The organism is Janthinobacterium sp. HH102, assembly GCF_001758625.2.
Classification (GTDB): domain Bacteria; phylum Pseudomonadota; class Gammaproteobacteria; order Burkholderiales; family Burkholderiaceae_D; genus Janthinobacterium.
Window position 1 is genome coordinate 4,550,326 of the sequence record NZ_CP062062.1, and the last position, 25,286, is coordinate 4,575,611.

25 protein-coding genes, 1 pseudogene and 1 riboswitch are annotated in these 25,286 nt (G+C 63.8%); of the genes and pseudogenes, 12 read left to right on the plus strand and 14 right to left on the minus strand.

Annotated elements, in window-relative coordinates; all coding sequences use genetic code 11:
- Positions 1-16: 16 nt before the first annotated feature.
- Positions 17-167, plus strand: a riboswitch (FMN riboswitch).
- 94 nt (positions 168-261) lie between these two features.
- On the plus strand, positions 262-909 hold the full coding sequence (gene ribB / locus JAB4_RS20710) for a 3,4-dihydroxy-2-butanone-4-phosphate synthase (protein ID WP_070223924.1): 648 nt from the start codon (positions 262-264) through the stop codon (positions 907-909).
- A 7-nt stretch (positions 910-916) separates the two neighbouring features.
- On the opposite strand, the gene JAB4_RS20715 is transcribed toward ribB, so the two are convergent.
- Positions 917-2,287, minus strand: coding sequence for an MFS transporter (locus JAB4_RS20715; protein ID WP_070223926.1), 1,371 nt, complete (start codon positions 2,285-2,287; stop codon positions 917-919).
- 116 nt (positions 2,288-2,403) lie between these two features.
- Between JAB4_RS20715 and JAB4_RS20720 the strand changes: the two genes are divergently transcribed.
- The 6 genes from JAB4_RS20720 to JAB4_RS20745 all read left to right on the plus strand — a co-directional run bounded on the left by JAB4_RS20720 (position 2,404) and on the right by JAB4_RS20745 (position 7,921).
- On the plus strand, positions 2,404-3,279 hold the full coding sequence (locus JAB4_RS20720; RefSeq protein ID WP_070223928.1) for a LysR family transcriptional regulator: 876 nt from the start codon (positions 2,404-2,406) through the stop codon (positions 3,277-3,279).
- A 124-nt stretch (positions 3,280-3,403) separates the two neighbouring features.
- Positions 3,404-3,727, plus strand: a complete 324-nt coding sequence (locus JAB4_RS20725; RefSeq protein ID WP_070223930.1) for a hypothetical protein — start codon at positions 3,404-3,406, stop codon at positions 3,725-3,727.
- 210 nt (positions 3,728-3,937) lie between these two features.
- Entirely contained in the window at positions 3,938-4,753 is an 816-nt protein-coding gene (locus tag JAB4_RS20730) for an ABC transporter permease (protein WP_070224172.1), read from the plus strand.
- Between the two features lie 55 nt (positions 4,754-4,808).
- Positions 4,809-5,834: an MlaD family protein gene (locus JAB4_RS20735; protein WP_070223932.1), complete on the plus strand. Its 1,026-nt coding sequence runs from the start codon at positions 4,809-4,811 to the stop codon at positions 5,832-5,834.
- Positions 5,831-6,502 carry a hypothetical protein gene (locus JAB4_RS20740; RefSeq protein ID WP_070223934.1) on the plus strand — a complete coding sequence of 224 codons (672 nt, stop codon included), beginning with the start codon at positions 5,831-5,833 and terminating at the stop codon, positions 6,500-6,502. The genes JAB4_RS20735 and JAB4_RS20740 overlap by 4 nt, the downstream gene beginning before the upstream one ends.
- 87 nt (positions 6,503-6,589) lie before the next feature.
- Positions 6,590-7,921, plus strand: a complete 1,332-nt coding sequence (locus JAB4_RS20745) for an ATP-binding protein (protein WP_070223936.1) — start codon at positions 6,590-6,592, stop codon at positions 7,919-7,921.
- On the opposite strand, the gene JAB4_RS20750 is transcribed toward JAB4_RS20745, so the two are convergent.
- The 8 genes from JAB4_RS20750 to JAB4_RS20785 all read right to left on the minus strand — a co-directional run bounded on the left by JAB4_RS20750 (position 7,918) and on the right by JAB4_RS20785 (position 16,017).
- Positions 7,918-9,261, minus strand: coding sequence for an HD domain-containing phosphohydrolase (locus JAB4_RS20750; RefSeq protein WP_070224173.1), 1,344 nt, complete (start codon positions 9,259-9,261; stop codon positions 7,918-7,920). The two genes, JAB4_RS20745 and JAB4_RS20750, sit on opposite strands and share 4 nt — an antisense overlap.
- Positions 9,262-9,275: 14 nt before the next feature.
- The gene (locus tag JAB4_RS20755; RefSeq protein ID WP_070223938.1) at positions 9,276-10,739 is read right to left on the minus strand and encodes an ATP-binding protein; all 1,464 of its coding nucleotides are present in this window, start codon (positions 10,737-10,739) and stop codon (positions 9,276-9,278) included.
- A gap of 14 nt (positions 10,740-10,753) precedes the next feature.
- Entirely contained in the window at positions 10,754-11,593 is an 840-nt protein-coding gene (locus tag JAB4_RS20760; protein ID WP_070223940.1) for an HDOD domain-containing protein, read from the minus strand.
- Positions 11,590-11,922, minus strand: coding sequence for a hypothetical protein (locus JAB4_RS20765; RefSeq protein ID WP_070223942.1), 333 nt, complete (start codon positions 11,920-11,922; stop codon positions 11,590-11,592). The genes JAB4_RS20760 and JAB4_RS20765 overlap by 4 nt, the downstream gene beginning before the upstream one ends.
- Entirely contained in the window at positions 11,919-12,785 is an 867-nt protein-coding gene (locus JAB4_RS20770; RefSeq protein WP_083286963.1) for a response regulator, read from the minus strand. The genes JAB4_RS20765 and JAB4_RS20770 overlap by 4 nt, the downstream gene beginning before the upstream one ends.
- Before the next feature lie 146 nt (positions 12,786-12,931).
- Positions 12,932-13,390 carry a hypothetical protein gene (locus JAB4_RS20775; protein ID WP_070223944.1) on the minus strand — a complete coding sequence of 153 codons (459 nt, stop codon included), beginning with the start codon at positions 13,388-13,390 and terminating at the stop codon, positions 12,932-12,934.
- A gap of 87 nt (positions 13,391-13,477) precedes the next feature.
- Positions 13,478-14,740 carry a DEAD/DEAH box helicase gene (locus JAB4_RS20780; protein ID WP_070300476.1) on the minus strand — a complete coding sequence of 421 codons (1,263 nt, stop codon included), beginning with the start codon at positions 14,738-14,740 and terminating at the stop codon, positions 13,478-13,480.
- 218 nt (positions 14,741-14,958) lie between these two features.
- Positions 14,959-16,017 (minus strand): DUF4105 domain-containing protein, encoded by a 1,059-nt coding sequence (locus JAB4_RS20785; RefSeq protein WP_175444696.1) that lies wholly within the window; start codon positions 16,015-16,017, stop codon positions 14,959-14,961.
- A gap of 185 nt (positions 16,018-16,202) precedes the next feature.
- Between JAB4_RS20785 and JAB4_RS20790 the strand changes: the two genes are divergently transcribed.
- Complete coding sequence (locus tag JAB4_RS20790) at positions 16,203-16,907, plus strand: hypothetical protein (RefSeq protein WP_070223947.1); 705 nt, start codon at positions 16,203-16,205, stop codon at positions 16,905-16,907.
- Positions 16,908-16,909: 2 nt separating this feature from the next.
- Here JAB4_RS20790 and JAB4_RS20795 read toward each other — a convergent pair whose 3' ends face one another.
- The gene (locus JAB4_RS20795) at positions 16,910-18,079 is read right to left on the minus strand and encodes a mandelate racemase/muconate lactonizing enzyme family protein (RefSeq protein WP_070223949.1); all 1,170 of its coding nucleotides are present in this window, start codon (positions 18,077-18,079) and stop codon (positions 16,910-16,912) included.
- A 105-nt stretch (positions 18,080-18,184) separates the two neighbouring features.
- Between JAB4_RS20795 and JAB4_RS20800 the strand changes: the two genes are divergently transcribed.
- Positions 18,185-19,105 (plus strand): LysR family transcriptional regulator, encoded by a 921-nt coding sequence (locus JAB4_RS20800; RefSeq protein WP_070223951.1) that lies wholly within the window; start codon positions 18,185-18,187, stop codon positions 19,103-19,105.
- A 42-nt stretch (positions 19,106-19,147) separates the two neighbouring features.
- Complete coding sequence (gene motA, locus JAB4_RS20805; RefSeq protein ID WP_035820336.1) at positions 19,148-20,011, plus strand: flagellar motor stator protein MotA; 864 nt, start codon at positions 19,148-19,150, stop codon at positions 20,009-20,011.
- 26 nt (positions 20,012-20,037) lie between these two features.
- On the opposite strand, the gene JAB4_RS20810 is transcribed toward motA, so the two are convergent.
- The 4 genes and pseudogenes from JAB4_RS20810 to JAB4_RS30760 form a co-directional block, all read right to left on the minus strand.
- Complete coding sequence (locus JAB4_RS20810; RefSeq protein WP_070223953.1) at positions 20,038-20,436, minus strand: VOC family protein; 399 nt, start codon at positions 20,434-20,436, stop codon at positions 20,038-20,040.
- Positions 20,437-20,583: 147 nt separating this feature from the next.
- On the minus strand, positions 20,584-22,050 hold the full coding sequence (locus JAB4_RS20815) for a PLP-dependent aminotransferase family protein (RefSeq protein ID WP_070223955.1): 1,467 nt from the start codon (positions 22,048-22,050) through the stop codon (positions 20,584-20,586).
- Between the two features lie 9 nt (positions 22,051-22,059).
- The gene (locus JAB4_RS20820; protein ID WP_070223957.1) at positions 22,060-22,644 is read right to left on the minus strand and encodes a LysE family translocator; all 585 of its coding nucleotides are present in this window, start codon (positions 22,642-22,644) and stop codon (positions 22,060-22,062) included.
- Between the two features lie 463 nt (positions 22,645-23,107).
- Positions 23,108-23,724, minus strand: a pseudogene (locus JAB4_RS30760) (IS5 family transposase); the annotation flags it as partial.
- Between the two features lie 439 nt (positions 23,725-24,163).
- On the opposite strand from JAB4_RS30760, the gene JAB4_RS30765 reads away from it, so the two are divergent.
- Together JAB4_RS30765 and JAB4_RS20835 are read left to right on the plus strand one after the other, a co-directional pair.
- Positions 24,164-24,316: a hypothetical protein gene (locus JAB4_RS30765; protein WP_227742007.1), complete on the plus strand. Its 153-nt coding sequence runs from the start codon at positions 24,164-24,166 to the stop codon at positions 24,314-24,316.
- Between the two features lie 11 nt (positions 24,317-24,327).
- Positions 24,328-24,822 carry a hypothetical protein gene (locus JAB4_RS20835; protein WP_070300474.1) on the plus strand — a complete coding sequence of 165 codons (495 nt, stop codon included), beginning with the start codon at positions 24,328-24,330 and terminating at the stop codon, positions 24,820-24,822.
- The last annotated feature ends 464 nt before the right edge of the window (positions 24,823-25,286 follow it).

Below are 25,286 nucleotides of genomic sequence, written 5' to 3' on the forward strand. Positions count from 1 at the left end.
ATGTGGACCGGCACAACGACGTCTTCGGGGCGGGGTGCGATTCCCCACCGGCGGTAAGACCGGCAACGGTCAAGCCCGCGAGCGCTTTCCAGGCACCGCTTGGCGAGGTCAGCAGATCTGGTGTGAATCCAGAGCCGACGGTATAGTCCGGATGAAAGAAGATGTGCAGTAGTGTGATGTCCCATCGCCACGGCGATGCGGCCAGTTGCGTCTATTCGCTTGCCCTGCAGCGTTTTTCGCCTATGCGAGGAGCGTTTCACCATGTTAGTCAACAGCTATACCCTGCTTTCCAACGACCTGGAAGGTCGCATCCAGTCCGCCCTGGCCGCCATGCGCGCCGGCATCCCCGTTATCCTGCTCGACGATTTCGACCGTGAAAACGAAGCCGACCTGATCCTGTCTGCCGAAAAATTGACGAACGAAACCATGGCTTTGCTGATCCGCGAATGCAGCGGCATCGTCTGCCTGTGCCTGCCGACAGATGTCGTCAGCGCGCTGGAATTGCCGCCCATGTCGTCCGACAACGGCAGCCGCTACGGCACGCCGTTTACCGTCTCCATCGAGGCGCGCGACGGCGTCACGACGGGCGTGTCGGCCGCCGACCGGGTCACCACCATCCGCGCCGCCATCGCGCCGGACGCCAAACCGGCCGACCTGGTGCGCCCCGGCCACGTCTTCCCCCTGCGCGCCGCGCCCGGCGGCGTGCTCGAGCGCCGTGGCCACACGGAAGGCTCCGTCGACCTGTCGCGCATGGCGGGCCTGAACCCGGCCGCCGTGCTGTGCGAGCTGATGAACCCGGACGGCACCATGATGCGCGGCGACGATATCGAACGCTTCGCCGAACTGCACGGCATGCCGATCCTCACCATCGAAGAACTGGTGGAATGGCGCAGCACGCGCGAACAGTAAGCCTGCTTCAGGCGGCCACGGCCTTCGGCACATGCACATGCCGGTAGACGAGGCCCGCCGCCAGGCCATACGCGGCGGCAATCGTCGCGTAGGCCAGCGGCAGGCGCAGCGACCATTCGGGCAACATGTGCAGGATGCTGCCGATCAGGGCCACGCCCACCAGGGCGCCGATCTGGCGGTTGGCATTCAGGGCCGCCGCCGCGCTGTTCGCATGCGGCTTGCCGGCCACCCGCATCACGGTGGCCGTCATGGCGGGAATGGCGATGCCGATGGCCACATTCATGACGGCCGTGCCCAGCGCCAGCCAGCCATACGGCGTGCCCGGACGCAAGCCCATCAGCAGCAAGGCCATCACGGCGCCCACCAGCAAGCCGGCCAGCATGGGCCTACGCGTGCCATGGCGCGCCGCAATACTTCCCGCCATGAAATTGCCCACCGTATAGGCCGCCATCATGGGCAGCAGGCGTAAGCCCGACTGCAGGGCGTCGGCGCCGCCCGACTGCTGCAGGAACAGGCTCAATAAAAACAGCTGGCCGAATACGCAGAAATTGATCAAAAAACCCACGCCATTGGCCGCGCCAAAACTGCTGCTGTGAAACAGCGCGCGCGGCAACAGCGGATGGCTGCCGCTGCGCTCGCGCCGCAGCAATTGCCAGGCCGACAGCAAGGTCAATGCCCCCGCCGCCACGACGCCGGGAGACAGCCAGCCCAGCACGGGTCCTTCGATCAGCACGAAACTGAGGCCCGCCAGCGCCGCCACGCCCAGTGCATGGCTGAACAGCGACAAATCGCGCGGCTGACGCGCCGGCGCGACCAGCAGCAGCTGCGCCATGACGATGGCCAGCACGCCCAGCGGCACGTTCACCCAGAACACGCTGCGCCAGCCGAACTCGTGCACGAGGATACCGCCGATCAAGGGGCCGGACGCACCGGCCACGCCCACCAGCGCCGACCAGGCACCCAGCATGCGCGTGCGTTCGCGCTCGTCGTCAAAACTGTGCGTGAGCAAACTCAGCGAACTGGGCATGAACAGGGCCGCGCCCGCCCCCTGCAGCAGGCGCGCGGCCGTCAGGAAATGCCCGTCGGGCGCGGCGCCGCACAGCACCGAGCCGAGCAGGAAGACGCCCAGGCCGCCCTGGTACACGGCTTTCGCCCCGTAGCGGTCGGCCAGCGCGCCGCCGGCCAGCAGCAGCGCGGCAAACGTCAAGGTGTAGCCGTCGACCACCCAGACCAGGCCCGTCAGCGGGATATGCAAGTCCAGCGCGATATCGGACAGCGCCACGTTGACGGCCGTGACGTCGAGCATCGCCATGACGAAGCCGAAGGCCAGGGTCAGCAAGATCAAGCCGTTGGCGCGGCGCGGTGTGGGAACAGACATGGGACTCCTTGCAGTAACAGGGGGGACGGCCATTATGCGAGCGTTGCGCGATGCAGTAAACAGGCATAAACTCGGCATCTTGATGCAAAAATGCATCACAAAAAAAGGAAAATACAATGGACTGGGATAACGCGCGCATCTTTCTCGCCATCGGGCGGGCCGGCACCCTGCGCGGCGCGGCCGCCCTGCTGGGCATCGACCAGGCCACGTGCGGGCGCCGCCTGGCCGCGCTGGAAAGCTCGCTGGGCGCCACCCTGTTCCTGCGCACGCCATCGGGCTACGTGCCCACGCCGGCCGGCGAGCTGGCGCTGACGGCCGCCGAAGCGATGGAGCGGGCGGCCGACAAGCTGCAGCGCGAGATGCAGGGCGTCGACAACCGTTTAAGCGGCCTGGTGCGCGTGGCGACCACGGACACCATGGCCAGCCATTTCGTCATCCGCGCCATGCAGCGGCTGCACGCGGCCCACCCCGACATCCGCATCGTGCTCAACGTGGCGCCCGCGCTGGCCAGCCTGACCCGGCGCGAAGCGGACCTGGCCGTGCGCGGCGTGCGCCCCACCGACCCGGACCTGATCTCGCGCCACCTGGTCAAACGCAGCCTTGGCCTGTACGCCTCGAAAACCTATCTGGCCGAACGGGGCGAACCCGTGCGCGGCACGGCGCTGGCCGGCCACGACATCGTCATTTACCACCAGTCCGTGACGCCGCGCCACGCGGAGAAAATCGCCGGCGAATCCGTCGCCAACGCCCGGGTCGCCATGGAAGTGAACTCGGCGGCCATGCTGCAGGAAGCCACGCGCGCGGGCCTGGGCGTGGCCGAGCTGGCGACTCATCTAGGCGACATCGACCCGCAGCTCGTGCGCATCTGGCCCGAGCGGGCGGAAAGCTACGACGTGTGGCTGGTCATGCACGCGGACCTGAACCGCTCGGCCCGCGTGCGGGCGGCGGCCGACGCCATCATTGCCAGCGTGGGCACCGCCAGCGCCGCCTGACAGGGGCGCACAATAGTGCCGAAAAGAAACTTTCTTTTTGATAAGTCTGATAAAATCCGCACCCCCGCCGCGCACAGCCGCCGCCAATCGCTGCGGGATCCCTCAATCCCCCTGGAGAATTTTTATGCTTATCTGGCAAGGCTTCGGCATACTTGGCCCCCTTATCTGTTTGATCGTCGTACTGGCCGCGCAAGCGCTGTTTGGCGCCACCCTGGGCGAGGCCTATACGAAGAGCCACACATGGACCCTGGCCCTGGCCTTCCTGCTGGCAGCTGCCGCCAGCTGGTATGCGGGCGTACGCCTGAACAGCGCGCCAGGCCGCGAACTGATCGACCCGGCCACGCAGGAGCGCGTGATCCTGCGCCAGCGCCACACCCTGTTCTGGATTCCGATGCAATACATCGCCGTGCTGATGGTCGTCATGGCCGGCTTCGCCCTGTTTGAGTAAGTAGGTCGTGGGAAATTATTGTGAAGTTATGACGAACAGAACCGGATGCGCTGCAAGGCGCCCGTTGCGACGCAGTGCAGGCACTGCTAGCAGCGGGTAACGCCGCAGAGCGCCGGTTATGGAAGTCAGAAATCACAATAATTTATTACGACCTACTTCAGCGCGCACGCCTGACGTGCCCGGCGGGCGGGCAGATGTTAAGATGCCATGATGACCCTATCCGTCTCCCTCATCATCAGCCTGCGCCGCCTGCACCGGGCCACCATGGCCTGGCTGGTCAGCTGGTGGCGCATGCTGCATTTCGCCATCCTCGTGTTTTCGCTGGCCCTGTCGCCATCGAGCTATAACCGCGACAACCGCCCCATCCTCGCGCACCGCCTGGTGACGAACACGGCGCCCAATCTCGTGTGGTTCAGCGTGGCCTGCGCGCTCGTCAGCCTGGTGCTGATCCGCATCGTCGTCGTCAGCGCCCAAAGCTACGGCCTGTCGCGCTATGCGCTGGAAATGGTGGTGCGCGTGCTGGTGCTGGAATTGATACCGCTGACGGCCGCCCTGTTCGTGGCCCTGCGCCTGACCCTGCCCGACGGCATTGCTTTCGCGCAAATGCGCTCGTCCGGCATGCTCGATACCATGCAGCGCCAGGGCGTCGACCTGCTGCGCCGCGAATATTTTCCACGTGTCATGTCGGGCATCTTCGCCGTGTGGATGCTGGCCATCGTCAGCTGCGTCACCTCGCTGATCCTCGCCTACCTGACGATCTATGGCTTTACGCCGTGGGCGCTGCAAGGCTACACGCGCGTGGTGGGGCAAATTTTCAATCCGGCCGTGGCCCTGATCCTGATGCTCAAGGTGATCTTCTTCAGCTTTGCCGTGGCCCTGATCCCGCTGGCCTCCTCGTACTATCCGGAAGACCCGCACGGCCGGCGCAACCGCCTGTGGGCCGCGCACGGCCTGTCCGAAATGCTGCGCCTGTTTTCCGTCATCCTGCTGATCGAAGTGGCTTCGCTGATGGGCAATTACTACTGATGCCCCGCCCGCCACCGCCAGCGATCCCGAACCACCCATACGAGAGCCAGAAGCCATGAGCCAACCGCAAAATCCCGACCAGGTCGACGTCACGGCGCCCGCCGGTCTCGCGCAAGATAGTGTCCTGCCCGCCCCGCCGCCCGTGCGCCACGCCGAACTGAAGGCGGCCATCCTGCTCATCTTCATGTTCGTGCTGGTGGTCGGCTCCGTCGTCTACCTGATGTATGCGCGCGGCGCCTTCGAAGCCACGCAAACCCTGGTGCTGACGGCCGATGACTCGGACGGCGTGGGCGTGGGCGCCGACCTGACCTTTTCCGGCTTTCCCATCGGCCGCGTGCAGCGCATCGAACTGGCGCCGGACGGCCGCGCGCGCGTCATCGTCGACGTGCCGCGCAAGGACGCGCACTGGCTGCGCAGCAGCTCCATCTTCACCTTGGAGCGGGGCATCGTGGGCGGCGCCAAGCTGCGCGCCTACAGCGGCATCCTGACGGACCCGCCGCTGCCCGACGACGCCACGCGCGATTTGCTGGTGGGCGACATGGCGGCGGAAATCCCCCGCCTGCTGGCCGCCGCCAAGGATTTGCTGAACAACGTGGCGACCCTGACGGGCAGCGATTCCGCGCTCGACGGCACCTTGCGCAATGTGCAGGCCGTGACGGGCAAGCTGAGCGGCCCGGGCGGCGCCATGGGCTTGCTGACGGGCGACGACAAGCAGTCGCGCCTGCTGGTCGAGCGGGCCAACGCCCTGCTCGTCACGGCCGACCAGCTGGCGCGCCGCACGGATGGCCTGGTGGCCAATGCCGATACGCGCGTGTTTGGCGACAAGGGCGTGATGACGGATGCGCAAGCGACCATCGTGCAGCTGAACGCGCTGCTGGCCGACACGCGCAACAGCCTGAAAAAAGTCGACGCCGTGCTGGTCGAGGCGCAAGCCGTGGGCGCCAACGCCAGGGCGGCCACGGCCGACCTGGGCCCGCTGCGCGCCGATGTGGAAAGCAATCTGCGCAAGGTCGAACAGCTGGTCAATGAAATCAACCGCAAATGGCCGTTCAAGCGCAATCCGGAGATCAAACTGCCATGAAAATGTCCCGCCCCGCTCTCGCCGCCCTGCTGTCCACCTTGCTCGCCGCCTGCTCCAGCGGCCCGCCCGTGCCCGACTGGAAAATGAATGCGCAAAGTTCCGTCGAACGGTTTCAAGCGGCCTACCTGGGCGGCAACGCCCTCGTCGAACAGACGGAATTCCGGCGCGCCCGCAGCCAGGTGGCGGGCACGGGCAAGCTCGAACTGGTGGCGCGCATCGAACTGCTGCGCTGCGCCGCGCGCGTGGCCAGCCTGGCCTTCGAGGACTGCGGCGGCTTCGATGCGCTGCAAGCGGACGCGAACGACGCCGACCGCGCCTATGCGGCTTACCTGGCCGGCAAGGCGCAAGGGGCCGATGTCGCCCTGCTGCCGGAAGCGCAGCGGGCGGCAGCAGGCGCCGCATCCGACACGGCCGCCGCCAGCGCCGTGGCGGCCATCGATGACCCGCTGTCGCGGCTGGTGGCGGCCGGCGTGCTGCTGCGCTCGGGCCGTGCCACGCCGGCGCTGCTCGACACGGCCGTCGCCACCGCCTCGGACCAGGGCTGGCGCCGTCCGCTGCTGGCCTGGCTGGGCGTGCAGCGCCTGCGCGCCGAACAGGCGGGCGACACGCAAGCGGCGCAGCGCATCGCGCGGCGCATGGCGGTCGTCGAGCAGCCGCCGGCCCCCTGAGCGCGCCGATGGCGGCCCAAGGCAGGCGGAATCAGGCATAATTCAGCCAGGATGACAGCTATGCCGTGCAGGCAGCGAGGTGTGACGATGCAGTTCGAGGATTTCGACCTTTCCACTCCCGATACCGGCCGGCATGCCGGGGCGGCGCCTGGCGATGAAGCACCGGCGGCTACGGCCGTGCGCCTGCAATACCTGCTCGACAATACGCCCTCCATCATCTATTGCACCGTGCCCAGCGGCGACTTCAAGATGACTTTTGTCAGCAACAATGCCTTGAACGTGCTGGGCTACCAGCCCGAGGACATGGTCGCCGATCCCAATTTCTGGTTCGACCACATCCACCCCGACGATGCGCCCGGCATCTTTTCCAGCCTGGCGCAGATCTTTGTCGAAGGCGCCCGCGCCTATGAATACCGTTTCCGCGTGCGCGACGGCAGCTATCTGTGGATGCACGACAGCCTGCGCCTCGTGCGCGACGAGCACGGCGTGCCGTTCGAGGTGATCGGCTCGCTGACGGATATCACGGAACGCAAGGGCATGGAAGCGATGCTGCAGGCGCGCGGCGAAGAGCAGCAACTACTGATCAGCAAGTTACAGGAAGCGCACGACCAGCTGCTGCAATCGGAAAAGATGGCGTCCATCGGCCAGCTGGCGGCCGGCATCGCGCACGAAATCAATAACCCGATCGGCTTCGTCAATTCCAACATGAGTTCGCTGCAAGGCTATGTCGGCACCCTGTTCGGCGTGATCGGGCAATACGAAGCGGCGATGCGCGAAACGCCCGACGGCCCGGCCCTGGCCGCCCGCGTGGCCGAGGTGCGCGCGCAGGCCGACCTGGCCTTCCTGCAGGACGACATGGTCGATCTGGTGCGCGAATCGATGGATGGCTTGAAACGCGTGCGCGACATCGTGCAGGCGCTGAAGGATTTTTCCCACGTGGGCGAGACGGACTGGCAGGTGGCCAGCCTGCATGCGGGCCTGGACAGCACCCTCAATATCGTCGCCAACGAGTTGAAATACAAGGCGCGCATCGAGAAGCACTATGGCGAGCTGCCGCCGATCCTGTGCCTGGCCTCGCAGCTGAACCAGGTGTTCATGAACCTGCTCGTCAACGCAGGCCAGGCCATCAGCAGCGACGGCGTGATCAGCATCCGCACGGGCCACGCGGGCGACTGGGTGTGGGTGGAAATCGGCGACACGGGCGCCGGCATCGCGCCCGAGCACCTGAACCGCATCTTTGAGCCGTTCTTCACCACCAAGGCCGTGGGCAGCGGCACGGGTTTGGGCCTGTCCCTCTCGTACGGCATCGTCAACAAGCACGGCGGACGCATCGAGGTGGCCTCGGAAGTGGGCCAGGGCACGCGCTTTACCGTGCACCTGCCGCTGCAGCCGCCCACCGCCGCGGCCGCGAACGCCTAGGCGTCCTTCACGGGCGCGTACACGCGGATGCTGAGGCGCCCGCCATTCTTGCCTTCGAAATCGAGCAGCTGGGCGATCACGCGGGCCGTCAGCACGTGTTCGGCCGCCAGCAGCATCAGGCCGTCGCGGCTGATCAGGTCGCGCGACAGCACCATGCCCGGTTCCAGCTGGCCCGACAGCACGGTCAGGTCGCGCGCCGGCGGCTCCGTCTCCTCCATGATGCCGCGGAAAGCGGCCACCACGGCCGGGTCGTAGCGCTTGCCGATGCTGTCGTAGATCAGGGTGCGCGCTTCGTCGGCGCGCAGGCTGCGCTGCACCATGGCGCCGATCTGCAAGCCGTCGTAGTCGGACGCCAGCGCCAGGATGCGCGCGCCCATGGGAATGGCCAGGCCCACCAGGCCATCGGGAAAGCCGCCGCCGTCGAAGCGCTCCAGCTGCGAGCGCAGGATCACGGAAACGGCGCGCAGCTCGTCGAGCGCCATCAGCAGCTGTTCGGCGCGCAGCGGATGCTTGCGGAACGCGGCCAGCTGCTCGCCCGTCCAGGCGCTGGCCGGCAGTTCCAGCACGTCGTCGCTGAGGCTGAGCTTGCCGATATCCTTGAGCAAGGCCGCGATGAACACGTCGCGCGCCTCCTGCCCTTCCAGGCCCAGCGCCTGCGCCAGCTTGCGCGACAGCTCGGCCACCCGCCGCGCATGGCCGGCCAGCTTGCCGCCGCGCATTTCGATCAGGTTGGAAAACACCTTGATCGTCGTCACGAACGTGGCTTTCAGGCGCTCGTTGGCCGCCTGCACCTCGTCGTGCGACTGTTTCAGCTGCTGCGTGCGCGTGGCCACCTTCGCTTCCAGGCTGGCGTTGAGCGCCTGCAGCTCCACGTTCTGGCTGGCCGTCAACGCTTCCAGGCGCCGTTTTTCCTGTTCCAGCGCGCGCCGTTCCAGCGCGTGGCGCACCACCAGCACGATATCGTTCTCGTCCCACGGCTTGGTCACGTAGCGGTAGATTTCGCCCTGGTTGATGGCGTCGAGGATGGACTGGATATCGGCATAACCGGTCAGCAGCAGGCGGATGGTGCCGGGCCAGCGCTGGCGCACCTGGGCCAGGAACTGCGCGCCATCCATGTGCGGCATGCGCATGTCGGAGATGACCAGGTCCACCGTTTCGCTCTCGAGCAGGGCCAGGCCGGCCGCGCCGCCGTCGGCCGTCAGCACGCGGTAGCCGTGCGGGCGGAACAGCCGCCGCAGCGACGACAGGATATTCGGTTCGTCGTCGACGCACAGGATGGTGGGCGGCGCGGCCGCGGTGCTGGCGCTGGTACTAGTGCTAGTGCTAGTGCTCGTGCTCATGCTGTCCTGTTCGTTCATGGTGTGACGGGCTGCGCCTGGCGCACGGGCAAGGTGATGCGGAAGGTGGTGCCGCGGCCGATGATGCTGCGCACGTCGATGCGGCCATGGTGTTTCTGCACCGTCGTGTAGGCCAGCGACAGGCCCAGTCCCGTGCCCTTGCCGACCGCCTTGGTGGTAAAGAACGGGTCGAAGATGCGCGACAGGTGTTCGGGCGCGATGCCGCCGCCCGTGTCCTCGACTTCGATCCACACTTCCGTGGCGTTGTCGCTGCCCGTGCGCAGGGTGATGCGTCCGCGCGCCTCGCCCATGGCGTGGGCCGCGTTGACGACGAGGTTCATGATCACCTGGTTCAGTTCGGAAGGCTGGCATTCGATATCGGGAATGTCGCCATATTCGCGCACCACGTCGGCCTTGTACTTGACCTCGTTGTTCACGATGTTGAGCGTGGTATCGATGCCCTGGCGCAGGTCGGCCCAGACCCACTCCTGGTGCGCATCCGTGCGCGAAAAATCCTTCAGGTCCTGCACGATGCGGCGCACGCGCGAAATGCCTTCCTTCGACTCGCCCATCAGCATGGGAATGTCGGTGCGCAGGAAATCGAGGTCGATCTGTTCGCGCAGCGCGCGCAGGCGCGCCGCCACCACGGGGTCGGCGACGGCCGGCTCGGCGTCCTCGTAGGCGTCGAGCATGCTGAACAGGTCATCCAGATAACCTTCCAGGGTGCCGACATTGGAAAACACATAGCCGATGGGATTGTTGATCTCGTGCGCCACGCCGGCGGCCAGCTGGCCGATCGACGCCAGTTTTTCCGACTGCAGCAGCTTTTGCTGGGCCAGCGACAGCTTGCTGTTCAATTCCGTCAGGGCCAAGTTGCGCTCGCGCAGTTCCAGATCGGCGATCTGGCGCTGGCGGATATCGTCGGCCAGGCGTTCGTTCATTTCCGCCAGCTGGGCCGTGCGCTTGGCCACCAGGTGTTCCAGATTGTCGTGCGCCTTGCGCAGCGCCAGTTCCGCCAGGCGCCGCTCGCTCACGTCGCGCAGGGTTTCGATGGCGCCCACCAGGCGTCCCTGGCGGTCTCGCAGGGGCGCCGCCGTGAAATGCAGCCAGTGGCCGTCGGGCCCGATATCGGCAAAGAAATCCTCGGCCTCGAAGGCGCCGGGGATCACGGGAGAACGCTTCAGCTTGCCAAGGTAAAGGTCATTTTCGCCGAGCGCGATATCGTCGGCCACCAGCAGGTCGGCCAGGCAGGCGCGCGGCTGCGGATAAAACGCCTTCCAGTGGTCGCGCGTGCCGACCATTTCGGCGGCCGTAAAGCCCAGCAACTGTTCGCAGGCGCTGTTCCAGTGCGTCACCACGTGGTTCGTATCGATGGCGAAAGTGGCCACGGGATGGCCGTCGAAAAATGCCGACAGCGCGATGGTGTCGCCCTGGCGGCGTTCCGGCATGGCGGGCAGCGCCTGTCCTGCATCTGTTTCCATGGCCTCTATCCTGTTCATGCCAGCATGATCCGCGACATTTCATCGAAGGTGTGTTCCGTTTGCGCCAGCAGCGCCAGCCAGGCCTGCTCATCCAGCGCGACGCTGCGCCAGCCCGCCGGCGACAGCGGCGGCACCAGCGCATCGTCGACCCCGGCCAGATCGAGCGCCAGGGCGACGGCATTGGCCATGTGCACGGCCAGCGGCAAGCCGCCCGCTTCCAGCCGGTCGATGGCATGGTGGTCGGCCACCGCCTGCTGTATTGCCTCGGGAAACTTCCAGTAGGCGGCCAGGGCGCGGCCCACCTGCGCGTGGTCGATGCCGATGACGGCCAGTTCCGCCTCGGCCATCTGGCAGTCGTGCGCCTGGCGGTAGCTGCGCACGAGCGCGTGCTCGGCCGGGAAGCGCGTCACCAGCACCAGGGTGCCCAGGTCGTGCAGCAGGCCGGCCGTGAACGCCGTTTCGGGATTGACGCGCAAGTGCGGCGCCAGCAGGCGCGCGGCGATGGCCGTGGCCAGCGAATGGCGCCAGAATGCCTGGAAATCGAAGCCGCCGCTCACCGGCGCGAAGCTGCCCGTCAGGGCGCAGGCCGTGACGACGGTGCGGATGCTGTGAAAGCCCAGCACGGATACGGCTTGCGGAATGCTGGTGACCTTCGATTGCATGCCGTAGAACGAGGAATTGGCGATACGCAGGGTCTTCGCCGCCAGGCCCTGGTCCAGCTCGATCTTTTGCGCCAGCACGTGCACGTCCGTGTCGTCCTGATCCATGCTCGACAGCAGTTCCAGCACGACCACCGGCAGCGAAGGCAGTTCCTGTATCTGGCGGATGATATGTTCAAAGCTGAGCCGTGTCATGCCGCGCCCCCTTGCCGGTAGCGCTGCACCAGCGCCAGCAGCTGGGCCCCGGCGGAATCGGGCGGCGTGGCGCGGAACAGCACGGCCAGCCGTTCCAGGCGGCGCAAGCGTTCCTGCTCGGCGTGCGCCTGCGCGGCGGGGTCGGGCGCCTCATCCATGACGACGTGGCAGCGTTCCACATTGCGCCGGCGCAAAGCCGCCAGGTTCGCCGCCGTCAGGGTGGCGCCCTGGGCCAGCAGCACGGCGCCGCTGGCGTCGTTCAAGGCCTGCGCCAGCACCATGCCTTCCTGCGCCTGCTCCATGGAAATTTCGCGTCCGCTTTCACTCATGTATCCGCTCCATGACGACTCAGGGTGACCAGGCTGCCGCGCGAGCGCGAATGCAGGCCCATCGGATGGACCGCCACGGTATACGGCTGGCCATCGATGGCTGCCAGGCAAGGCGCGCCCTGCCCGTCAAACAATTGCGGCAAGACGATCGCCGCCTCGTTGCCCAGCAGGGCCGCGCCCCGTTCGAACAGGTTGGCCGCCGCCGCGTTGATGAAGGCGATCATGCCGTCCTCATCGAGGCCGATCACGGGCAGCGGCAGAAATTGCAGCAATTCGCGCGCGATGCCGAGGCTGACCTCGTCGCGGCTGATCTGATGCTGCTGCTGGCGCACCAGCGCCTGCATGGCGGCATTGGCCGCCGCCAGCGCCTGGTTGGCGTCGCGCAGCTGCGCATTGAGGCGCACATTGTCGTCGTCGATGCCCTTCAGGCGAAAGGCTTCGGCGATATGCTCGCGCAGTTGATGGTCTTCCCAGGGCTTGGTGAGAAACTTGAAGATGGCGCCCTCGTTGACGGCGTCCGTGACGGCCTGCAACTCGGTATAACCGGACAGCATGATGCGGATGGTTTGCGGACACAGCAGCTTGGCCTTGCGCAGGAAGTCGGCGCCCAGCATGCCCGGCATGCGCTGGTCCGACACGATCACGTCGACGGCATGGCTGGCCAGCACGTCCAGCCCTTCCTGGCCGCTGTTGGCCGTAATGATATGGTAGCCATCGCGCCGCAGCAGGCGCTTGAGGGAAGCGAGGATATTCGGCTCGTCATCGACCAGCAGCAAGGTGCGCGGCGGCGCCGCAGGCTGCTGCCCGGCGTCCGCCGCCAGCGCCGCCATACCCGGCATGCCATGCTCGTCGTGCACATCCATCGGACCATCCTCTCATCGCCATGGCGATATCGGAGCTTGCCTGGAGGGGAATCTGCCGCGCGAGACAGTCTTGCGAGTCTTGCGCGGCAGCCAGCTTGCGTTGAAATTATACGACTAAATATTCCTTCATTGCACTTATCCTGCACTTATCCGCGCCGCGCCGGACAAGGCGTGTTGCGGTAGAACACAAAGCCGCCCAGGCCGATGGCTTGCGTGTCGGCCTTCACGGCGTACACCAGCGTGTTCCTGGCCGCATCGACCCTCAGCAGATTCTTGTGCAGCACCGTTTGCGCGTGCGACAGTTCCAGAGACGGCGTCGGCGCCAATGCCAGACTTAGTTCGGACGTGGCCGCGTCATACGTCCAGCGGCCCGGGTTGAAAAAGGCGAAGCCGCCGTCGAAACGCAGGCTGCCATCCTTGAACTGGGTCAGGCAAATGCCGGGAAATTCGCTGGGCGGGTTGTACCAGGTGGCGGCCACGGCGGCATCGGCCGGCGTCTTGCCCGGCATCTGCATTCCGGTGCTGTCAGTTTTGCCGCCCAGGCCGGCGCAACCGGCCAGCGCCAGCGCGCCCGCCAGCACGCCCGCGCGTATGGTGTATATCATGTGCATTGCCGTCCCCTTGCTTTATAGAAACACAATCTTAAAGCGGGATGGCTGGCCGTTCAAGCGGCCAGCGCACATAAGGCCAATTTAATTGTCCCCGGCCGCCTTCGCCGCCATGGCAGCCGCTTCGCGCAATTTGTCCTTCTTGCTCTTGCGCGCGCCCTTCACGCCGCCGTTCACCGCATCGGTGACGGGATGCACGGGCGCAGGCAGTTCCGTCGGCTCGAAACCGGCCACCACTTCGCGCACGATGCGCAAGTCGTTGCGGTTTTCGATCAGGCGGAAATGCGCTTCCGTGTCGGCCGTCACGAAACTGATGGCCGTGCCGCTTTCGCCGGCGCGGCCCGTGCGGCCGATGCGGTGCGTGTAGTCGACGGCCGAACGGGGCAAGTCGTAGTTGACGACGGCTGGCAGGCCGGCGATGTCGATGCCGCGCGCGGCCACGTCGGTGGCTACCAGCACCTGCAGCCGGCACGCCTTGAAGTCGGCCAGCAGCTGGCTGCGCGTGCCCTGGCTGAATTCGCCGTGGAAGGCGCCCACGTGCAGGCCCGCGCGCTGCAGCTTGTCGGCCACGTGTTCGGCTGCGTACTTGGTGGCGACGAACACCAGCACGCGCTCCCACTGCTGCTGCAGGATCAGGTAGCGCAGCAGCTGCGTGCGGCGCGGCATGTCGACCGTGATGGCCCGCTGCACGATGTCGGGCTTGTCCTGCGGTTCGGACGCCACCTCGATGCGCACGGGCTCCTTGAGCAGGCTGTCGGCCAGCGCCTGCACGCTGTCGGGGAAGGTGGCGGAAAAGAACAGGTTTTGCCGCTGTTTGGGCAGCAGCGCCAGGATGGCGTTGATCTCGTCGCTGAAACCCATGTCCAGCAGGCGGTCGGCTTCGTCGAGCACGCACAGCGACACGCCGCCCAGCTTCACGGCGTTCTGGCGCACCAGGTCCAGCAGGCGGCCCGGCGTGGCGACGACGATATCGGCGCCGCCGCGCAAGTCCATCATCTGCGGATTGATCGACACGCCGCCGAACAGCACGGAAATCTTCAGTTTCACGGGTAGCGGCTTGGCCAGCGCGTGCACCGTCTGCCCCACTTGCGCGGCCAGCTCGCGCGTGGGCACGAGGATCAGCGCGCGCACCTGGCGCGGGCCGGAAGCGGGCGCCATCAGCGCCTGCAGCAGCGGCAGCGCGTAGGCGGCCGTCTTGCCGGAACCCGTCTGCGCCGCGCCCAGCACGTCGCTGCCGCGCAGGATAGCGGGAATGGCGGCCGCCTGGATGGCCGTCGGCGCGGCATAGCCGGCCTTGTCGACGGCACGGACCAGGGCGGGAATCAGACCCAGGGAGGAAAATGGCATAGCGGGCCTTCTTTATTCGTAAAGTGAGACCGGCCGCAATGTGCGGCCGGTCGGAATAGCGACAGTATAAGGCAATGACCGTTAACGCCCAACCAAACCTACTGCGCGTCGGCATAGGCGGCCTGCGATGCTCACTGTACTATTCGTACAGTTCCGCTTCTCGGCCACCTCTTCCTTCCGCTCGCTACGGTTTGATTGAGCGTCGTTGCGACAGTAGATCATTGCTTGGGCATTTGCAGCGTCGGATGGCCCGCGTCATCGTAGCCCGGCATGCCGCGCCGGATCGTATGCGAAAAGTCCGCATCGTCGTTGGCGGCCCGCGCGCGCGCCGTGATGTGACCGCCATCGCGCAACTGCTGGAAGGTCTGGCCAGGTACCAGGCCCTTGACGTCGAACAGATAGCGGTCGAGGTAGCCCGAGGCCATCAGCCGGTAATCGAGCGGCAGGCCCGGCACGATGCGGCGCACCATCTCGAAGACGATGGTGGTGCAGTTGGCCGTCAGGGTGTTGTAGAAGCGAGGCTGGTTCTTCAGCGCCTGCGCCTCGTCCAGGTAGGCGAGGAACAGCGAGCGCATGGCCGCTTTCGGCATCATCACGCGGTACAGATGCATGTCCTCGCCGCGCGCATTCGTGCGCACGCGCAGGATGTCGCGCTCGTCGGCGGCGATCAGGCTCATTTCAAAATGCTTGAAAAAGCCGCCGATGGCGGAAAAGCTCTCGCCCTTCTCCTTGCGGATTTCGATGGAAAACGTCAGAAAGCGGCCGTCGGCAAAGCCGAACGAGATCAGCGTATGCGCGATGTAGGGCCCCGTCCAGTACGACAGCGCCGTGTCCACCGTGCGCAGTTCGTCGAGGTCGTAACTGCGCTGCTCCCACTTGACCGTGTAGTCATCATCGCTGCGCCAGTCGAAATTGCGCACATTGTCCAGGGTGACGAGATTGCCCTTGACCGTACCCGTGACATTGCGCGCCACGTCGTCAGCCCACACGCGCTGCTGTTTCGGCGCGATCAGGCTCCACCACACGAGCAGCAGGATAAAGCCGGCCGCATACGGCAGCAGCACGCGCGCGTCGCCGCGCGTCCACCACAGCGCGATGCTGGCCACGCCCAGCGCGGCCCACAGCAAGGCGCCGATGGCTTGCGCCGCCGTGCCGCCGGACAGCTGGTACCACAGCGCCAGCGCACCCCACAGTGCAGTCAACAGGATAATCAGGGAAACGGCCATTTTGCCAATGCTGGCCAGCACGGAGCGGGCATGGTGTGATAAGAAAGTCATGCCCTGATTATAAGGGCAAGCGCAGGAAGAGGTGCGTCCGAGCAAGTACAGCCGAACAACAGGCACTGGCCGCACATCATTGCTTGCCTGCTAATTTATTTCATGAGAGCATATTGCAAAAATAAAATGTATAGACAAGGCATCCTGTCACCGCAGTGCGGCCTTGCCGATTTCCGGAGACACCTTTGCAAGCCCCTTCCCTCTACGCCCTCGCCGGCAGCCTCAATTCCCTGTTCATCATCGTCAGCCTGTTCGGCCTGTGGTCGCAGCTGCAAAAAATCTGGCGGCGCAAGCGCGATGCCTGTATCGGCGCGGGCAAGACGACGGACATCCTGTCGCTCAACCAGTTCACCGTCAGCTTCCTCGCGTATTGCGCGTTCTTCGTCTACGGCTATTCGATCACGCCGTTCAACCACTACATCGTCTGGCCCCGTTTGCTCGCTTCCCTGATCGCGCTGGCCATCCTGCATGAAATCGAGCGTGACCGCCGCAGCCTGACATCGCGCCATGCGCTGCTGGCCTGCGCGCTGCTGCTGTGCGCGGGCGTGGCGGGGCTGGCCTTCGGCCCCACGTTCAGCGATGAAAAGCGCGTGATCTCGCAAAGCCTGATCGTCGCCGTCACCGTGATGCTGGCGCAGGGCTATGCGCACCAGATCCGCCTCATTTACCGGTCGGGCAGGACGGGCGCCGTGTCGTTAAAGATGAGCCAGTTCATCCTGGCGATGGATGTCAGCACCATCTTCTTTGCCTGCGTCATGGGCCTGTCGACGGGCTGGCCATTGCTGCTGCTCGCCAGCGTCAGCGCCACGACCAAGCTGATCATCATGTGGCTGTTCCGCTGGGAGAAGAGCAGCCGCGCCGCGCAGGTCAAACGGCAGGCACCGGCCTGAGGTTATTGCCCGCTCAGCGCGCGCATTTCCGCATACAGGTTCGCCTTGCCCTCGAAGCCGATGCCGACCAGGTCCGGCATGGTGATGTGGCCGTTTTCCACGCGCACGCCATCGGGAAAGCCGCCGAACGGCTGGAATAAATCCGGATACGATTCGTTACCGCCCAGGCCCAGGCCCGCCGCGATATTCAAGGACATCTGGTGGCCGCCGTGCGGGATGCAGCGGCTGCGCGACCAGCCGTGCTGGTGCAGCATGTCCAGGGTGCGCAAATATTCCACCAGGCCGTAGCTGAGGGCGCAGTCGAACTGCAGCCAGTCGCGGTCGGCGCGCATGCCGCCGTAGCGGATCAGGTTGCGCGCATCCTGCATGGAAAACAGGTTCTCACCCGTCGCCATGGGCTTGTCGTAATAGCTGCGCAAGGTCGCTTGCAGCTCGAAGTCGAGCGGATCGCCCGCCTCTTCATACCAGAACAGATCGTACTGGCGCAGCGCCTTGGCGTAGGCGATCGAGGTATCGAGATCGAAGCGCCCGTTGGCGTCCACGCACAGCTTCTGCCCATCCTGCAGCACCTCCATGATGGCGTCGATGCGGCGCAAGTCTTCATCGAGCGAGGCGCCGCCGATCTTTTTCTTGACCACCGTGTAGCCGCGGTCGACATAGCTGCGCATCTCGTCCTGCAGGGCGGAAAGGCTCTGGCCCGGGTAGTAATAGCCGCCCGCCGCGTACACGAACACCTGTTTGTCGGGCACGCCCGTGCCGTGGCGTTCGGCCAGCAGCTGGAACAGCGGTTTGTTCTCGATCTTCGCCACGGCATCCCAGATGGCCATGTCGATGGTGCCGATGGCCACCGAGCGTTCGCCGTGGCCGCCCGGCTTTTCATTGGTGTACATGCAATCCCAGACCTTGTGCGGATCGAGGTTGGCGCCGTCCTCCGTGACGAGCGAAGCGGGATCTGCCTCGAGGATGCGGGGAATGAAACGCTCGCGCATCAGCATGCCCTGGCCATAGCGGCCGTTCGAATTGAAGCCGTAGCCGACGACGGGCTTGCCGTCTCGCATCACATCGGTGACGACGGCCACCAGGCTTAAGGTCATCTTCGTGAAATCGATGTAGGCGTTGCGGATGGGGGAAGAGATGGGGATGGTCTTTTCGCGGATCTCGACGATTTTCATGCGGCTCTCCTGTGGATGAAAACAATGACGCCAGCTTACCGCGATACAAAGCCATATAATCGATATCAATTTAAAGCATTATTCACTTGAAGTGAAAGATGAACCATGAAAACGGATGCCACCACGGAAATGGCCTTCTTTGTGCTGCTGGCCAAGCTGGGCAGCCTGTCGGCCACGGCGCGCGAGCTGGGCATCACGCCGCCCGCCGTCAGCAAGCGATTGGTGCTGATGGAGCAGCGCCTGGGCGTGCGTTTGCTCAACCGCAGCACGCGGCGCATCAGCCTGACGGGCGACGGCGAAAGCTATCTGCGGCAGGCGCGGCAGATCCTCGACGATATCCGCGCCATGGAGGAGTCGCTGGCCAGCGGCGGCGCCGAGCCGCGCGGACTGCTGCGCGTGAATGCCACCCTGGGCTTCGGGCGCACGGTGATCGCGCCCCTGCTGTCGCAATTCGCGCTGCGCCACCCGCAGCTGGAAGTGCAGCTGCAGCTGACGGACAGCCCCATCAACCTGGTCGAGCAGGCGTACGACCTGGGTATCCGCTTCGGCGACTTGCCCGACACCCGCCTGTCGGCGCGGCGCATCATGTCGAACCGGCGTTTCCTGTGCGCCTCGCCCGCCTACCTGCAGGCGCACGGCACGCCGCGGACACCCGACGACCTGGCGCAGCACCGCTGCATCGTGCACCGGCAGAACGACGACGCCTATGGCATCTGGCGCATGAGTAAGGGCCGCGCCAGCCACACGGTGAAGGTGCGCGGCACGGTGGCCAGCAACGATGGCGACGTGGTGCTGGGCTGGGCGCTGGACGGGCACGGCATCCTGCTGCGTTCGGAATGGGACCTGGCGCGCTACCTCGACAGCGGCCGCCTGCGCGTGGTGCTGGCCGACTATACGCTGGCGCCGGCCGACCTGTACGCCTACTACCCGAGCCGCCACCAGCTGCCCGCCAAAGTGCGCGCTTTTATCAATTTTCTCATCCAGCAATTGCAGCCGGAAGCGGCCACAGCGGCAGAATCAGGTTAAACTATAATATTGCGATATGGCAATATTATGAAGGAGTAGGTTTTGCTAGTCATACTCGGATTTCTCGTCGTGCTGTTTTCCGTCTTCGGCGGCTTCGCCATGCAGGGGGGACACTTGGGCGCCCTGTTCCAGCCGCTGGAACTGCTGATGATCGGCGGCGCCGCGCTGGGTACCTTCTTTGTCGGCAATGACGCCAAGGCCATCCGCGCCACGTTCGCCGCCCTGCCCACCCTGTTCCACGGCTCGCAATACACGAAGGCGCGCTACATGGAACTGATGGGGCTGATGTATGAAATCCTCAGCAAGATCCGCAAGGAAGGCTTGATGTCGGTCGAGGACGATATCGACGACCCCTACCGCAGCGCCATCTTCGTGAAGTACCCGTACACGCTCGGTGACGAGCACATCCTGGAATTCATCACCGATTATCTGCGCCTGATGGTGTCGGGCAATATGGACGCCTACCAGATCGAAAACCTGATGGATAACGAGATCGAGACGCACCATGAAGACGCGGAAATGCCGATCCAGACGATTTCGCAGCTGGCCGACGCCATGCCGGCCTTCGGCATCGTGGCCGCCGTGATGGGCGTCGTGCACACGATGGCCTCCGTCGGCTTGCCGCCGGCCGAGCTGGGTGTGCTGATCGCACAGGCGCTGGTGGGCACCTTCATCGGTATTTTGCTGGCCTACGGCTTCATCGCGCCGCTGGCGAGCTTGCTGCGCCGCAAGCACCATGAAACGGCGAAGATGTACCAGTGCGTGAAAGTGACGTTATTGGCCAGCCTGAATGGCTACGCGCCGGCGCTGGCCGTGGAATTCGGCCGCAAGGTCATTTCCGCCACGGAACGCCCCTCGTTCAGCGAACTGGAAAACCACGTGCGCCAGGTGCGCACGAAGAACTGATCCCGCCTGCCTGCTTACCCCGCGCGTCAGGCTTGCGGCGCCGTCCAGACCAGGTTCCACAGGTGGCCGTCGATATCCTCGAAGCCCTGGTCATACATGAAGCCATGGTCTTCGGGCGGATGCGGTATGCGGCCGCCCGCGGCGGCGGCCTTGGCGATCAGGCTGTCCACCTCTTCCCGGCTTTCGCAACTGAGGCAAATGACGACTTCATTGGCTTGCCGGGCATCCGCGAGCGGCTTGTCGATCAGGGACTGGAAGAACGGTTCGGTCGTCAGCATGGCCTCGATGCTGCCTTCGACGATGTTCATGAACGCCGCGTTCTCGCCGCTGAAACGGGAATTGAAGGTGAAGCCGAGCGCGGAAAAGAAGGCCCTGGATTTATCCAGTTCCTTCACGGGCAGGTTGAGGATGATCTGTTTGTTCATGGCGATTCCTTGCTTCCTTGGTGAAGGTGGGATGGGCAAGCGGTACGCCTTCCCTGCGACGGGTGACGGCATACCAAATTGACACGCTTACGAAAAAATCGTTCCTCCAGAATATCAATAAATACTGAAGAAAGGCGCGGACTATGCTCAGGACTTGCCCTCGATGCTGGCGGCGGCGCGGGCGCGGGCCAGGCTTGAGCGCGCGCCAGCCACCGCGCGCAGGCGTTCTTCCAGGTAGGCGCTCACGCGCGGATGCTGGCTGAAGGCGACGTTGAAGCGGATGTGCTGATCGGGCGTGTCGTTGGCCGAAAACGCGGCGCCGCGCATCAGCAGGATCTTGTTGCGGTAGGCATCCTGCACCAGCAAGTCCACGTCCAGCCCTTCAGGCATGCTGCCCCACAGGAAAATGCCTGCGTCGCCGGGCTGCTCGAACAGCACGCCGGCCGTGCTCAGCTGACGCGTGCTGGCGTTGCGCGCCACCATGATCTTGCGTTGCAGCCGCTCCAGGTGCTTGCGCAGATTGCCAGCCTTGAGCACTTCCAGCAGCACGTATTCGTTCAGCGCAGGCAAGGTCATGATGGAATGGATCTTGGTGCGCATCAAGGGCTTGAGCAGGGAAGGCGCCGCGGCCAGGTAGCCCATGCGCAGGGCCGGGCTCAGCGCCTTGCACAGGCTCGAGTAGTAGATCACGCCGTCCAGTCCGGACAGCGACGCCAGCCGCGTGCTGTGGCCCGGCTGGAAATGGCCGTGCACGTCGTCTTCGGCGATCAGGAAGCCGTACTGCTGCGCCATGATCAGCACCTTGTGCAGGTTGGCGGCGCTGCTGCTCCACCCGGTGGGATTGTGCAAGGCCGTCTGCATGAACAGCAGGCGCGGACGGTGCGTGCGGCAGGCCGCTTCCAGCTCGTCCAGATCGAGGCCATCGGGGCGGCGCCGGATGGGCACCAGGCGCACGCCGTCCTGGCGCAGCCTGCCGAACATCAGGAAGTATCCGGGGTCTTCCACCAGCACCGTATCGCCGGGCTGCAGGAACGTGCGGCAGATCAGATCGATGGCATGGGTGCCGCCGAACGTGGTGAGGATGTGGCTGGCATCCGCCGCGATGCCGATGCCGCGCAACAGCAGCGCGATCTGCTCGCGCAGTTCGGCCAGCCCTTGCGGCGGGCAGCGCGAAGCCATGCCGGCCGCGCTGCGCGCCAGACCGCGTTGCACGGCGGCCGCCGGCAGCGCGTCCTGCAGCCAGGTAGGCGGCAAGGCGCCGCTGCTGGCCAGCAGCACGCCCGGCCGCTGGTCGTTCACTTGCTGGCTCAGCCAGACCGGCTCCTGCTCCTGTCCCGCTTCCAGCGCCACCTCGTCGGGAATGGCGCGGCCGGCGTCGGCCGGTGCGCAGACGAAGAAGCCTGTCGTACCTTGCGTATCGATGACGCCTGCAGCCACCAGCCGGTCATACGCGACCACCACGGTGTTGGTGCTCACCGCAAGCTGCGTGGCGAGCTGGCGGATCGACGGCAGCCTGGTCCCGCCAGGCAGCACGCGTTGCACGATCTGCTGGCGCAATGCGGCCTCGATCTGCTTGAACAGGGGAATGGGTGAGGAGCGGTCAATGGCGAACATGGCGCAAGTCTAGCGTAAAAACGTCAGGGCGAGGACCAGCAGGATGGCGCCCATCGCCAGATTGAAGATGCGCTGGTTGCGCGGTGCTTTCAGCACGCTGCGGATCGACACGCCGAACAGCGCCCACATGGCGTTGCACGGCATGCCCACCACGGTGCCGGTCACGGACACCAGCAGCGCGCCGGCTAGCATGTTGCCGTGCGCAGGCATGAAGACCGACGCCATGGTGATCGCCTTGATCCAGCTCTTGGGATTCAGCGCCTGAAACAGCGCCGCCTGCGCAAACGACACGGCCTTCGGCGCACTGCTTCCCGCCACCGAGGCGCCGGCCAGCTTCCACGCCAAAAACATCAGGTACAGCGCGCCCGCGATCCGCAGCAGCTGCTGCGCCATCGGGTACGCGACGAACACGCTGCCCAGCCCCACGCACATGAGCATGGTCTGCACAAAGATGCCGGCCTGGATGCCGAGGATCACGGGCAGCGCACCGCGATAGCCGAAATTGGCGCCGGTGGTAGCCAGCATGACGTTATTCGGCCCGGGCGTGGCGGACATTACAAAGCAATAGCTCATCAGGGGCAGGAGTTCGGTCATGGCAGGCAGTCGCAGCGTGGAGAAGGCCCCAGTCTAGAAGCGCATCGCGGCGGCGACAAGGCACAAGGCGGCGCGTACAAGCACATGCTGTATCAGTTGAACCACTGCTACAGCGGCGATACTGCCGCAAGCTGTTCGTACATGCCATCCCTCTCCACCCGTTACGGCAAGGGAAGACCCGCTCTTGCTTGAACGCGGCAAGAGTCTCGGTAGGCAGGAGATAGACAGGCCAGACCCGATCTCATCGTTGGACCAAGCAGCTACGAGATCGCATATCAGGAGTCTGGCAGGCCTCCCAGGCCGCTGCCACGCCCCATCGCGTTCTCATCTGCCAGAACTATGGATCAGCACTTAGCTGCCGGTGGCGCTTTACGCCAATGGCACCGTCCGCTTCTGCCCCAAAGCGGAAGTTCGCCCTATTCAACGGTTAACGAGTTGAAGAACCGCTTTTGGCGACGCCGCTGTCCATCAACTGACTGCGGTCGTATGCCGCGTCCCCAAACAGATGCTTTACCCACGGCCAGCGCTTGATCAAACCATCAAGCACCATATCAAACACCATCTGCGCGCCAGTAGAGTCGGCGATATCGGCTGGCGTCAGGTTCATCGCCAGCAGGCGACCATGTGTGTCGACCGCGATATGACGTTTGCGCCCGCTGAGTTTCTTGTTGGCATCATAGCCTCGAGTTCGCGCGCCTGGCGCTTTCACGCTTTGGCTATCGACAATACCGGCACTCGGTAGCACCTCCCGCTCACTGTACAAGCGATCAAGCATTAGCGCCAAGTCATGAATAGTACGAAACAGCATGCGCCGCATCAGCCGCCGAAACCCGTAATAGAGCATCTAACAGGGCGGAAATTATTAGGCAGCATGCACCAGTCGCATCCGGACCGTACCATGTAACGCCGCGCATTGATCACCGTGCGCAAATCCGTCTTGCGAGGTTTTCCCGTCTTCGCTTGCTTTTACAGCAGCGGCGCGATCAGGCTCCACTCTTCATCTTTGACATCCGAGGGATAGCCACGTTTGACTGCCGTCCTCACCTGCTGATGCCGGCTTCGATTCTCTTGCGTCCAAATCGTCAATCGCTCCAAAACATCAAAGATGCTTTGACCCGGAAGTTGCCATGAAGTTTTTAAAGCGTCACTTAGCTGTCAAATTTCACACGCAACGGTATAAAGCACGGTTTTCTAGAACGCTTCAATTAACACAATTTTTTAGCCAACATTCTCTCCATTTATAACATTACAAAAATGTAATGATTTCAAATTAATTTAAGTTCTTGTACTATTGCTTCCGGGAATTTTTACGACGCGGCAATGACATTATTGGAAATTTCGGTATCTTCGAAAACTAGCAAGTATGTCGAGTCAATCGAGTCTCTTTTAAAAGAACACCAAGCCAAAGATAAAATTCAACATGATTTTCTAGATAATGATTGGCCAGTTATAAAAAATCGATTGATTAGTTTTAAATAATATAGTTATTATTAATATTTAGACATATCTGCCGCACGCGTTGTCGCGCAATATCGATTACCAACAGCGCATTGTACTGGTACGCACCAAGCTGATTAGTGCAGCCATCTACCCGACGATAGTATTATGCGTGGGTGGTGGCGTTAGTCCTTTCCTGATCTGTTATGTGGTACGACGTTTTGCAGAGGTGTAGAAAGGCGCTGGATGCAACCTGCCCTGGATGTCGAGGTAATGCTCGATTGGAACCAGTTCGCCACCGAGCACAGCATATTAATGGCGGGCTGTGTAGCAGTGGCGGGGCTGCTTCTCATGACAGCCGTGAGGCGAATGCAACGCGGAGACGGGTTGCTGCGCCTGCTGGCTGCCTTGTCAGGTATCGGCGAACGCATGCGCATTTATGAATTGTCGCGACTGTACCTAACGCCGGGCATGCTGTCCGAAGGCGGCATTACCATCGTGCAAGCCATGGTATCGATATGGCCTTCCCCCGTCGTCACGGACACTTTCGCTGGGCGCATTTTAGATTTTCAAACTGCACTGGGCTGCCGTCATCATGGGGCAGCCGGTTGCCTTGTGATACGCAATGAGATCCGAATTTTTGAGCGCTTCGTCGTTTGTCATAGGTTTATAGATACCGGTCGTCCAATCGTCCGCTTCTGGCTGATTGTACACCTACGATTTTATCGACGTTCCGTTTAGCTGGTTCATCAACGCATCGAGCTTGCCCTCTAGCTTCAAATTAGACGCCCCAATGAAATACCAGATGCAAGCGAAATTCACGATTGGAATCAACGCCAGGACCGTCCAGAGCACTGCGTTCCTTCCTTTGTCCTTCGCTAGAAGATAAGCAGAAACTGCCATCATTAGCGACATGAACACTAGTGGTAGAAATGAAACAAATATGTGTGGGGCGTTGTTTTCCATTAGTTTTATCTAGGTTTGATGGTTTAAATACGTTGGAAAGTCGAGCTAGGATACGTCCGAGCAACCTGCTTTTAACCTCCTGAACGGTTGCTTCTGGCCTATAGAGGCACTAGAGCATAGCGGCTTGCCAAGCGGGAAAACTCACACATTGTCATGTTGCCGCGATTGTTTGCTTTTGGCCGATAACGGAAGCACTATGCAGCTCTCCAAATTGATTCGAACTCTTGATGGGAAATCAC